Origin of the sequence: Leeuwenhoekiella aestuarii (assembly GCF_004104055.1) — a bacterium.
Lineage (GTDB): Bacteria > Bacteroidota > Bacteroidia > Flavobacteriales > Flavobacteriaceae > Leeuwenhoekiella > Leeuwenhoekiella aestuarii.
This window is the reverse complement of the sequence record NZ_QOVJ01000003.1, coordinates 69,088-80,149: the sequence shown is the minus strand read 5'-3', so window position 1 is coordinate 80,149 and position 11,062 is coordinate 69,088. Positions and strand designations below refer to the sequence as shown.

Below are 11,062 nucleotides of genomic sequence, written 5' to 3'. Positions count from 1 at the left end.
TTATAAAATTGATTAACAAACACCTAGAGTCACAAAATCTAATACTGATATAAACTCTACTAACTACTACGGAAGTAACTTAGCTTTTATCGAGTAAAAGTACATTAACATTCCCTATACCTAGCGCCATAATGTCAAAAAATAACACCTATATACTTGCTATAGAATCTTCTTGTGACGATACAGCGGCAGCTGTGCTCTACAACGACAAAACCCTTGCAAATGTTGTTGCCGGTCAGGCGGTACATGAGCAATATGGTGGCGTTGTGCCGGAGCTGGCTTCTCGCGCACATCAGCAAAATATTGTTCCTGTTGTACACGAGGCTTTGCGCAAGGCAAATGTAAAAAAAGAACAGCTTAACGCAGTAGCTTTTACCAGTGGACCGGGACTTATGGGTTCACTTCTCGTAGGTACATCTTTTGCAAAATCTTTGGCAATGGGACTCAACATTCCGTTGATTGATGTTAATCATATGCAAGCGCATATTCTGGCTCATTTTATTGACGAAGAGGGTTTTGACAAACCACAATTTCCATTTCTGGCGATGACGATCTCTGGCGGTCATACGCAAATTGTACGCGTAGACAGCTATTTTGAGATGACAGTTTTAGGTCAAACACTTGATGATGCCGTGGGTGAAGCTTTTGATAAAAGTGCAAAAATATTAGGATTACCTTATCCCGGCGGACCTTTAATTGATAAATATGCGCAATTAGGAAACCCTAAAGCTTATAAATTCACCAAGCCTAAAGTAGGCGATCTCGATTTTAGTTTTAGCGGATTAAAAACTGCGGTTCTATATTTCTACCAAAGAGAAATTGCTGCAGACCCAGATTTTGTTGAAAAGAATCGCAACGACATTTGCGCCTCTATTCAATATACTATTGTAAATATCCTGATGGATAAGCTAAAAAAAGCCGTTAAACAAACGGGAATCACTCAGGTTGCTATTGGCGGTGGTGTTTCTGCAAACAGCGGTATTCGTAAAGCTTTAAAAGATGCCGAAGGTAAATACGGCTGGAAAACATTTGTTCCAAAATTTGAATACACAACAGATAATGCTGCGATGATAGGTATTGTGGGTTATCTAAAATACACCCAAAATGAGCTTGAAGCAACAGAGTACGCAAACACGCAGGTAATGGCTCAATCTCGTTTAAAACTATAAGTATGCAATTATTTTACAGTCCGGATATTACTGCAGATGCAGTAGAAGCTACTTTCCCCAAAGACGAGAGTAAGCATATTGTAAAAGTGTTACGGAAACGTATCGGAGATGTATTAAATATTACTAATGGAAACGGTAATTTTTTTAAGGCCGAAATTAGTGCTGCAAGTCCATCAAAATGTACAGTTAAGATCCTTGAAGTTACAACTGAAAAACCGTTGCCGTATCATTTACATCTTGCTGTTGCCCCCACCAAACTCAACGATCGTTTTGAATGGTTTTTAGAGAAAGCTACTGAAATAGGCATTTCTGAGATCTCTCCTATTATTTGTGACCACAGTGAACGGAAAGTGATTAAAGAAGAACGCTATGAGCGTATTTTGCTGAGTGCGATGAAGCAATCATTAAAAGCCTTTATACCAAAACTAAATCCTGTAGTTACTTTTTCAGAATTTATAGAGAGCCAGGCTGCATTTAATGGAGACCGCTTTATTGCACATTGCGAAGAGACCAATCGGTTTTCACTCAAACAGAAACTTCATCCCAAACAAAACACTCTCATTCTTATAGGCCCTGAAGGTGATTTTTCGACTTCAGAAATTGAAACAGCTATTCAAGCTGGTTTTGCACCTGTAATGCTGGGAGAAAGTAGACTACGTACTGAAACTGCCGCAGTAGTAGCGACTCATAGTGTTGCGTTTGTAAATGAGGTTTAAGGAATTAGCTACGCCATAATTTGCACAAGTAACTCTTTAAGTAAATCTCCTTGTGGAATATTATAGGCTCCAACCCCTTTGCTTTTAACATCTGCTGTACGCAGTAAATTCACTACGTGACTTACTTTTTTCATCGGGTAATTGCGAGCTGCATCTACATATTGCCCCACAAAATACGGATTAACCTTCAGCGCTTTTGCCACCGAAGACTTGTCTTTGCTGGGCAACCCGTGATAAATCAATAAATTCTGGAAGAAACTAAACAGTAAAGCAACAGTTACAACCATCGGGTTATCCTTTGGGTTTTGTGCAAAGTAATTGATGATACGATGCGCTTTTACAACATCTTTATCGCCAATGGCTCGCTGCAACTCAAAATTATTGAAGTCTTTGCTAATCCCGATATTTTGCTCTACCGCAAGCGGACTGATTGTGCTTCCTTCCGGAAGTATCAAACGCAACTTTTCAAGTTCGTTATTAATTTTAGACAAATCTGTACCTAAAAATTCAACAAGCATATGAGCCGCTTTCGGTTCAACCGTATAGCCTTTACCTGTCATCACCCGGCGAATCCAATCCCCAACTTGATTCTCGTAAAGCTTTTTACTTTCAAATATGAGTCCGCTTTTTGAGATGGCTTTATAAACCTTCTTTCGTTTGTCAAGCTTTTTATATTTATAACAAAAAACCAAAACTGTGGTAGGCTGTGGGTTTTCTGCATAAGCCTCTAAAGTATTTTTATTCTTATCAGACTGTGCTAAAATAGCTCGAGAAAGATCTTGAGCTTCTTTAACAATAACAACCTGTCGCTCTGCCATCATTGGGAAGCGCTTAGCTTGCGATACCACATCATCTAAGCTCACATCACGACCGTACAACACCATCTGATTAAAACCGCGTTCTTCTTCGGTAAGCACATTATCTGCGATAAAATCTGCTAATTGATCGATATAATACGGCTCTTCGCCCATCAAAAAATAGATGGGTTTCAGATTTTTATTTTTGATATCTTTTACAATACGTGTAACCTCTTCCACAAAGTCTGAGTTGAAATTTTCTATTGTCTGAAGGAAAAATAGAAGAATTGGCCCGAAGATTTAAATCTTGTTGAGTGCTTAAATTCTATAGGTTGATTACCTTTGAATCGATGCAAGAATTAAACTTTCCTCAATATCCCTTCAGGCTCAAAAGTAGCGAAAATAAACCGCTTATATTTGATGAGATCCGCAAAAAATTCGTGAGGCTAACGCCCGAAGAATGGGTGCGTCAACACACCGTCGCTCATATTTTAAATACGTATCGCTACCCCATTTCACTTGTAAATGTTGAAAAAGAATTAAAACTTAATCAGGTTTCTAAACGTTACGACGTGGTAGTTTTTAAACCTAATGGAAACATTCAGCTCATTGTAGAATGCAAAGCGCCAAAAATTAAGATAAATCAAGAAACCTTTGACCAGATAGCCCGGTACAACCTGGCTTTAAAAGCCGACTATCTGATGGTGACAAACGGATTAAACCATTATTATTGCCAAATGGATTATGAAGCTAAAAAGTATATCTTTTTACCGGACTTTCCTGTTTATACTCCATAACACCTGACTTTGAAAACTGCAATTGTCATACTCAACTGGAATGGTAAAAAGTTACTTGAACGCTTTTTACAAACTGTGATTACTCATAGTGAAGCACTGGCTACTATTTATGTTGCCGATAATGCTTCAACTGATGATTCTGTAAGCTTTGTAAACCAAAATTTTCCTCAAGTTCAGATTATTCAAAATACTAAAAATGGAGGTTATGCTAAAGGGTATAATGATGCACTAGAAGGTCTTGATGAAGAACTTTTCATTTTAATGAATAGTGATATAGAAACTACCCCGGGTTGGTTACAACCTATTATTGCTTTATTTTCAACAGACAAAAGACTGGGCGCTGCACAACCCAAGATCAAAGACCTCAAAAAGAAAACGCATTTTGAATATGCCGGTGCTGCTGGTGGCTATTTAGATGCTTTAGGATATCCATTTTGTAGAGGGCGTATTTTTGAAACTTGTGAAGAAGACATTGGTCAGTACAATGATATAAAAGCTGTTTTCTGGGCTAGTGGCGCTTGTTTAGCAGTGCGCAAAGAAGTCTTTTGGCAAGCCGGTGGTTTAGACGAACTCTTTTTTGCACATCAGGAAGAAATAGATTTATGCTGGCGTATTCAAAATCTGGGTTATAGTATAAAATCTATAGGAACGAGTGAGGTTTATCATTTGGGTGGAGCTACTCTGGAACAGATGAATCCGCAGAAAACCTTTTTGAATTTCAGAAATAATCTGATGCTTTTGCTCAAGAATATTTCAGGAGCTCAAGTCTATTTAATTTTATTTGCAAGACTTTGCTTAGACGGTATTGCTGCACTAAAGTTTTTAGCAGAAGGAAAACCAAAACATTTTCTTGCAATTCTTAGAGCACATTTTAATTTTTATTCGCTGATTCCTAAACTACTTAAAAACAGGAAGCAAACTGCGGGAACAAAGAACTATACTGCCATAAACTCTATTGTATACAAGTACTTTATCCGTCATAAAAAGTATTACAACGACCTATTTTAACAAATTTTAAAGTATTGTTAAGTTTGAGCTTTTAGGCACTAATTTTAATACATTTGACGTTACTAAAAATTAAAGATAACAACTATAATTATGAGAAAATTAATGATTGTATCGGCTTCAGCCTTGATACTTCTTTCCTCTTGTGTGTCTCAGAAAAAATATGCGGCATTAGAGGCTAAACAAAAAGAAACCCAGGATATGCTTAATTCAGCTACCGTAAAACTAAATGCTTGTTTAGCACAAAGTGAAACGATGAAGGAGCAGATCACAGACCTTAGAAATACAAACAACAGTCTTATAAATACACAGGGAAATCTTACTACTCTTTCTGCTAAAGGTGCAGAAAACTTAGAGAAGTCTTTGGAGCAGATGAAAGAAAAAGATCTTCAGATCAAAACTTTCCGTGATGCTATAAACAAAAAAGATTCGGTAACTCTTGCATTGGTTACCAGCCTTAAAGGTGCTATAGGAAATCTTAATGACGATGATATTGAAATTAATGTTGAAAAAGGTGTGGTTTATGTATCTATATCAGACAAGTTATTATTTAACAGTGGTCGTTGGGATGTAACTAACCGTGCTAAAGAAGTTTTAGGTAAAGTTGCTACTGTTGTAAAAAATAAGCCTGAAATCGAGTTTATGGTTGAAGGTCATACAGACAGCAAACCTATTAGTACTTCAGTAATTGAAGATAACTGGGATTTAAGTGTGAAGCGTGCAACTTCAGTAGTACGTATTTTGCAAGAAGAATTTGGTGTACCACCAGAGCGTATGGTAGCAGCAGGTAGAAGTTACTACGTGCCTTTAGCTAGCAATGATACTGCAGAAGGTCGTGCTCGCAACCGTAGAACACGCATCGTAGTTCTTCCTAAGTTAGACCAGTTCTACAAAATGATTGAAGACGGAATGCCTAAAAACTAATTAGATTTAGTTTTAAAATATTAAAACCCGGTCTTGCGACCGGGTTTTTTCATGTATTCTATTTTTAGAATTGGCTGTTTAAATTGTCAAATCACCTTTTCCTTCTCTAATTAGCACTGCTTCCCCACTGGTTAAATCAATAACAGTTGAAGGAATATTACCTCCATACCCACCATCAACCACAACATCTACAAGCTTATCCCATTTTTCTAAAATAAGTTCGGGATCTGTGGTGTATTCTATCACATCATCCTCGTCATAAATCGAAGTTGAAATTATAGGGTTTCCCAGATGTCTTACTATTGCTCGCGCAATAGTATTATCAGGCACACGAATTCCTACCGTTTTCTTCTTTTTAAACACTGTGGGTAAGTTATTATTGCCTTGCAGTATAAAAGTATAAGGACCAGGCAAGGCACGTTTCAACAGCTTAAAAGTAGGCGTATCAATCTGACGGGTGTAATCAGATAAATTACTAAGATCTTCGCATACAAATGAAAAGTTAGCTTTTGCCAATTTGATTCCCCTTAACTGAGCTACCCGCTCTAAAGCCCTGTTGCTGGTGATGTCGCAACCTAAACCGTAAACGGTATCAGTAGGATAAATAATTACCCCATCATTTTTTAAAACCTCTACAATGCGTTTTATATCTCGCTCGTTAGGGTTCTCGTCATATAATTTAATAAACTCTGCCATTGGCTATACCTTTTCAACTTCGCTTTCTAATTTGAGAATTTTAGAACCGTCTTCTTGCTCAATGACAAGTGCTTTATTCCCTTCTTCTCCTTTGCGGGTAATTTTGCTACCGGCTATCGTACGGGTGATTTCTTTAGAAAAACTCTCTATAACCTTTCCGGTTGCAGTACCGTTTCCCCATTTCCATTTAACTTCGCTTCCTTCTCGTATCATGTTTTTTTCTTAAAGTTAATTGACAGAGGCTTTTTAAAACGAATTTCTAACAGAAGATTAACGCGAAGATTAGACTAAAAGGAAATTTAAGACGTTAGTGCGACCATCGTCTGTATATGTACAATAGATTTTGCACTTTACGTTCCCATTGTGCTTCTGCTTCTATATTTTGAGAGTGTTCCGTTTCAATATCAAACTGAGTCTGCATTGCTCTTCGGGAGCGTTCTATAGGTTTGTAAATTGCATCTACTTCTTTCTGTGAATTCTTCGAAAATTTAAACTCGGCTATCGCTTTACGCAACATCCGGGCGTGAACTTCAGAAATATCAAAGTGAGTCTGCTCGTGAGCTAGCGTATGCTCATCGATCAGGTTAGGCTTATACCAAGAAAGTTTGGGATAAAAATTTGCTTGAATAATCGATTTCTCTTTTACTAAATAACCTTTACTTATCGTGTATCTGTGACTGATACCGGTATTAGCAGTAGCGGTATAGCTGGTTGAACGGTCTGGCCTTCCTCTAAAATCTGACCATTGCAGCATTTTATTTTCCTGCCAGGGAAAACGATAAGATTTTTTCTGAACACCTAGTAAAAGTGTAGCGCAAATCAACAAAGACAAAACGCGGATCATCAGGTTTTTTGCTTTTTCTTTTTAGCTGCGGGAAACAAAATATTGTTTAAAATAAGACGATATCCCGGACTGGTAGGATGCAGTTTCAACTCGGTTTTGGGATCCCCCACTAAATGCTGATAATCTTCAGGATCGTGACCTCCATAAAAGGTAAAAAAGCCTTTGCCTTTTACACCATGAATGTAACGTGCCTCGCCATTTGACTTATTTTCACCTAAAACCAAAACAGTAGGTTTTAAAACTTCAGAATTGTAGGCGGTAGTTTGCCCCATAAAGCCTTTAACCAATGCCGTATGATTTTGACACAACATAGTAGGCACAGGATCCCACTTAGCAGAAAAGCTTTTTAAGCTGAAATAATCTGCGTCGTTATTAACTCTTCTAAACGGCGTGGTATCTATATTTGAAAATTCATACCGCTGCGGGTTTTTCTCAAGATCAAAATCTCTAAAAGCAAACGTACTGCTAAAATCTATTTTTGCCTGATAATTTGCCTCTGAAGCGTCTCCATCAAACATAGGCTCACAAATATCTACACCTGCGGCAGACAGTGCAATATCAAAGCTGTCTGTGGCGCTACACATCGCAAACATAAATCCGCCTCCTATGACATAATCACTTATTTTAGTTGCTACCGCAAGCTTCTCTTGCGAAACTTTATCATAACCCAAAGCTTTTGCTAAAGCTTCAGCGTCTTTTTTCTCCTGAATATACCAGGGTGCGGCACGATAACGCCCGTAAAATTTACCATATTGACCTGTAAAATCCTCATGATGCAAATGCAGCCAGTCGTATAAAACCAACTCATCTGCTAACACCTCACGGTCGTAAATCTTTTCATAAGGAATTTCTGCATATTCTAAAACCATTGTAACTGCATCATCCCACGGCACTGACCCCTCTGGAGTATAAACCGCAATTTTAGGAGCTTTCTCAAGTACAACCGCCTCCATATTTTGCGACGGACTCTCAATCTCTTTTAAAATATTTTCTGTTTTTGCATCGCTTAAAACTTCAAAAGAAACACCCCGTATCTGGCACTCTCTCCGTAAAGCTTCGGTATCTGGTAAAAGAAACGATCCCCCTCGGTAATTGAGCAACCACTTTACTTTTTCTTGCTTAGCAAGCGTCCAGTAGGTTATTCCGTATGCTTTTAGATGTTCCTTTTGACTTTCTGCATCCATAGGTATTAAAACATAAGATGCAAATGCTGAAGCGTTGAAAGAACATAAGAAGGCTATTAGTATAATTTTTGAAAAATAAGTGTAGCTTTTTAGTCTCAAGAGTTATTTTTTTATCCTGTTCAATTTACAACGATTCAAAGATTATGCCTAGTATACTTTTAATTTAGATTCCATAAAAAAGGAAGCTTTATCAGCTTCCTTTTTATTCAAAATATATTTTAGATCAATTAAAACGGAACCTCATCTTCTCCGCTCCTGTCAAAACCACCATCATTCATAGAACTACCAAATGCCTGATCTGGCGTTGGGAACGTATCTGGTGTAAACGTATCATCATTAGCTGCTGCGTTTTGATTCATCGCAGATTCAAATTGATACGGTGTATTAAAGTCATCCAAGTTGTCAAACTTACCTAAGTGTCCTAAGAACTTCAATCGTATATTTTCCAGACCACCGTTACGGTGTTTTGCAATAATAAATTCTGCCTGACCATCTGTAGGGCTACGCTCTTCATCATCCCACTCGTCAATTTTATAATATTCAGGACGGTAGATAAACGACACAATATCTGCATCCTGCTCAATCGCTCCAGATTCACGAAGGTCAGAAAGCAGCGGTCTTTTACTACCCCCACGCGTTTCAACCGCTCGCGATAACTGAGAAAGTGCAATCACCGGCACCATCAACTCTTTTGCAAGCGCCTTGAGGTTACGCGAGATCATCGAGATCTCTTGTTCCCGGTTTCCTCCTTTTTGGCTGCCTCCTGCGGTCATTAACTGCAGGTAGTCAATAATAATCATTTTGATGCCGTGTTGAGAAGCCAGTCGGCGTGCTTTTGCACGTAAGTCAAAGATGGAAAGTGATGGAGTATCATCAATAAATAAAGGTGCTTTTTCAAGCCCTTTTACTTTTACATTGAGTTGCTCCCACTCATGCTTTTCCAATTTACCGGTACGTAATTTTTCTGAAGAAAGTCCGGTTTCTGAAGATATCAAACGGGTTATCAACTGTACCGAAGCCATCTCCAAAGAAAAGAAAGCCACCGGAATACCTTGTCCAACAGCGATATTACGCGCCATAGAAAGTGTAAGAGCTGTCTTACCCATACCCGGACGAGCCGCAACAATAATTAAGTCACTGGCCTGCCACCCGGAAGTTAATTTATCAAGACGGTCAAACCCGGAAGGAATACCTGAAAGACCTTCTTTATTAGAAATCTCTTCAATTTTCTTTTTAGCCTGAATTACCAAACTCTGTGCAGTTTCAGAACTTCTTTTAATATTTCCTTGAGTAACCTCATAAAGTTTACTCTCAGCATTATCTAGCAGGTCGAATACATCTGTTGTCTCGTCATAAGCTTCCTCGATGATTTCGTTAGAAATCTTAATCAAACTACGCTGAATGTATTTCTGAAGTATGATACGCGCGTGATACTCAATATGTGCAGAAGACGACACTTTTTGAGTTAATTGTATAAGGTAATAATCTCCACCAGCTTGGTCGAGTTTAGCCATTTGCTTCAATTGCTCAGAAACAGTTAATAAGTCAATTGGCTCGCCATTTTCAAATAACGCACGTACAGCATCATAAATATGCTGATGTGCTTCTTTATAAAAAACTTCTGGGCTAAGAATATCTATAATTTCATCTACGCCTTTCTTATCAATCATCATAGCCCCCAGAACAACTTGCTCTAAATCAACAGCTTGAGGCGGCAACTTACCACGTTCCAAAGAGATGACATCTTTGTTGGGTTTAATATAATTAGGTTTAGTTTTCAGATTTTCCATTAGAGCGAATGTAAAAAATTTGTTAAGGCAGAATCAACTTTTCCACGTAGCCATTGTTCACCATAAGTTAACAATTAGCTTGTTGATAACTAAATAATCTTGTTAACAACCATAAAAAAATCCGAAGCACAAAACTCCGGAATTTAGTCGCAAGTGATGTTTAAGTGTATTAGCCTTTAAACACACCCATATTAGAATATTTATCCATACGTTTTTCAACCAAATCTTTTGGTGATAAGTTTTTAAACTCATTATACGCTTTCAAAATCTCTTCTTTTATTGTAGAGAAGGTCGCTTCGCGGTCGCTATGTGCACCTCCTAAAGGTTCTTTTACGATCTCATCAATGATCTTCTGTTTTTTCATATCTTTTGCTGTTAGCTTTAAAGCTTCTGCCGCCTGTTCTTTAAACTCCCAGCTCCTCCATAAGATAGAAGAACAAGACTCTGGCGAAATCACAGAATACCAAGTATTTTCTAACATCAGCACTTTATCACCAACACCTATACCTAAAGCTCCTCCACTGGCTCCTTCGCCAATGATCACTACAGTAATAGGCACTTTAAGACGCGTCATTTCTAGAATGTTACGCGCGATAGCTTCTCCCTGCCCACGTTCTTCTGCTTCAAGTCCGGGATATGCTCCCGGAGTATCAATAAAACAAACTACAGGAATACCGAATTTCTCTGCGCTTTTCATCAAACGTAATGCTTTACGATAGCCTTCTGGGTTTGCCATACCAAAATTGCGGTATTGGCGGGTCTTAGTATTATAACCTTTTTGCTGACCGATGAGCATAAAACTCTGATCGCCTATTTTCCCCAAACCACCTATCATCGCTTTGTCATCTTTAACATTGCGGTCTCCATGAAGCTCAAGAAAGGTGTCGCCGCACAAAGCTTTGATGTAATCTAAAGTATAGGGACGATTAGGATGACGCGAGAGTTGAACTCGTTGCCAAGGCGTTAAGTTCTTATAAATCTCTTTCTTAGTCTCTTTAAGTTTTTTCTCGATCTGCTTGCAGGTATTGGTGACATCTACATCACTCTCTTCACCAATAAGTGAGCATTTCTGGAGCTGTTCTTCTAGCTCTTTAATAGGTTGTTCAAATTCTAAATATTCCATTATAGGGGAAATTTTTA

12 protein-coding genes are annotated in these 11,062 nt (G+C 38.2%); 5 read left to right on the top strand and 7 right to left on the bottom strand.

Features of this window, described 5'->3' with window-relative positions; genetic code table 11:
* The first annotated feature begins 131 nt into the window (after positions 1 to 131).
* Positions 132 to 1,169, top strand: a complete 1,038-nt coding sequence (gene tsaD, locus DSM03_RS09390; protein ID WP_128760262.1) for a tRNA (adenosine(37)-N6)-threonylcarbamoyltransferase complex transferase subunit TsaD — start codon at positions 132 to 134, stop codon at positions 1,167 to 1,169.
* A 2-nt stretch (positions 1,170 to 1,171) separates the two neighbouring features.
* On the top strand, positions 1,172 to 1,885 hold the full coding sequence (locus DSM03_RS09385) for a 16S rRNA (uracil(1498)-N(3))-methyltransferase (RefSeq protein WP_128760261.1): 714 nt from the start codon (positions 1,172 to 1,174) through the stop codon (positions 1,883 to 1,885).
* Positions 1,886 to 1,893: 8 nt separating this feature from the next.
* Here the strand turns inward: DSM03_RS09385 and holA are convergent, their stop codons facing one another.
* On the bottom strand, positions 1,894 to 2,922 hold the full coding sequence (gene holA / locus DSM03_RS09380; protein ID WP_128760260.1) for a DNA polymerase III subunit delta: 1,029 nt from the start codon (positions 2,920 to 2,922) through the stop codon (positions 1,894 to 1,896).
* A 110-nt stretch (positions 2,923 to 3,032) separates the two neighbouring features.
* Between holA and DSM03_RS09375 the strand changes: the two genes are divergently transcribed.
* From DSM03_RS09375 to DSM03_RS09365, 3 genes are all read left to right on the top strand, one after another.
* Positions 3,033 to 3,479: a type I restriction enzyme HsdR N-terminal domain-containing protein gene (locus tag DSM03_RS09375; protein ID WP_128760710.1), complete on the top strand. Its 447-nt coding sequence runs from the start codon at positions 3,033 to 3,035 to the stop codon at positions 3,477 to 3,479.
* 9 nt (positions 3,480 to 3,488) lie between these two features.
* Complete coding sequence (locus tag DSM03_RS09370; RefSeq protein WP_128760259.1) at positions 3,489 to 4,487, top strand: glycosyltransferase family 2 protein; 999 nt, start codon at positions 3,489 to 3,491, stop codon at positions 4,485 to 4,487.
* A gap of 90 nt (positions 4,488 to 4,577) precedes the next feature.
* A complete protein-coding gene (locus DSM03_RS09365; RefSeq protein WP_128760258.1) occupies positions 4,578 to 5,408 on the top strand; it encodes an OmpA family protein in 831 nt (276 codons plus the stop codon).
* 78 nt (positions 5,409 to 5,486) lie between these two features.
* Here the strand turns inward: DSM03_RS09365 and DSM03_RS09360 are convergent, their stop codons facing one another.
* The 6 genes from DSM03_RS09360 to DSM03_RS09335 form a co-directional block, all read right to left on the bottom strand.
* A complete protein-coding gene (locus DSM03_RS09360; protein ID WP_128760257.1) occupies positions 5,487 to 6,104 on the bottom strand; it encodes an L-threonylcarbamoyladenylate synthase in 618 nt (205 codons plus the stop codon).
* Positions 6,105 to 6,107: 3 nt separating this feature from the next.
* A complete protein-coding gene (locus DSM03_RS09355; RefSeq protein WP_128760256.1) occupies positions 6,108 to 6,317 on the bottom strand; it encodes a hypervirulence associated TUDOR domain-containing protein in 210 nt (69 codons plus the stop codon).
* 94 nt (positions 6,318 to 6,411) lie between these two features.
* Complete coding sequence (locus DSM03_RS09350; protein WP_128760255.1) at positions 6,412 to 6,948, bottom strand: DUF922 domain-containing protein; 537 nt, start codon at positions 6,946 to 6,948, stop codon at positions 6,412 to 6,414.
* Positions 6,948 to 8,198: an asparagine synthetase B gene (locus DSM03_RS09345; protein WP_128760709.1), complete on the bottom strand. Its 1,251-nt coding sequence runs from the start codon at positions 8,196 to 8,198 to the stop codon at positions 6,948 to 6,950. Before DSM03_RS09345 ends, DSM03_RS09350 begins: the two co-directional genes overlap by 1 nt.
* Positions 8,199 to 8,359: 161 nt before the next feature.
* Positions 8,360 to 9,922 carry a replicative DNA helicase gene (gene dnaB, locus DSM03_RS09340; RefSeq protein WP_128760254.1) on the bottom strand — a complete coding sequence of 521 codons (1,563 nt, stop codon included), beginning with the start codon at positions 9,920 to 9,922 and terminating at the stop codon, positions 8,360 to 8,362.
* A 169-nt stretch (positions 9,923 to 10,091) separates the two neighbouring features.
* The gene (locus DSM03_RS09335) at positions 10,092 to 11,045 is read right to left on the bottom strand and encodes an acetyl-CoA carboxylase carboxyltransferase subunit alpha (protein ID WP_128760253.1); all 954 of its coding nucleotides are present in this window, start codon (positions 11,043 to 11,045) and stop codon (positions 10,092 to 10,094) included.
* Between the last annotated feature and the right edge of the window lie 17 nt (positions 11,046 to 11,062).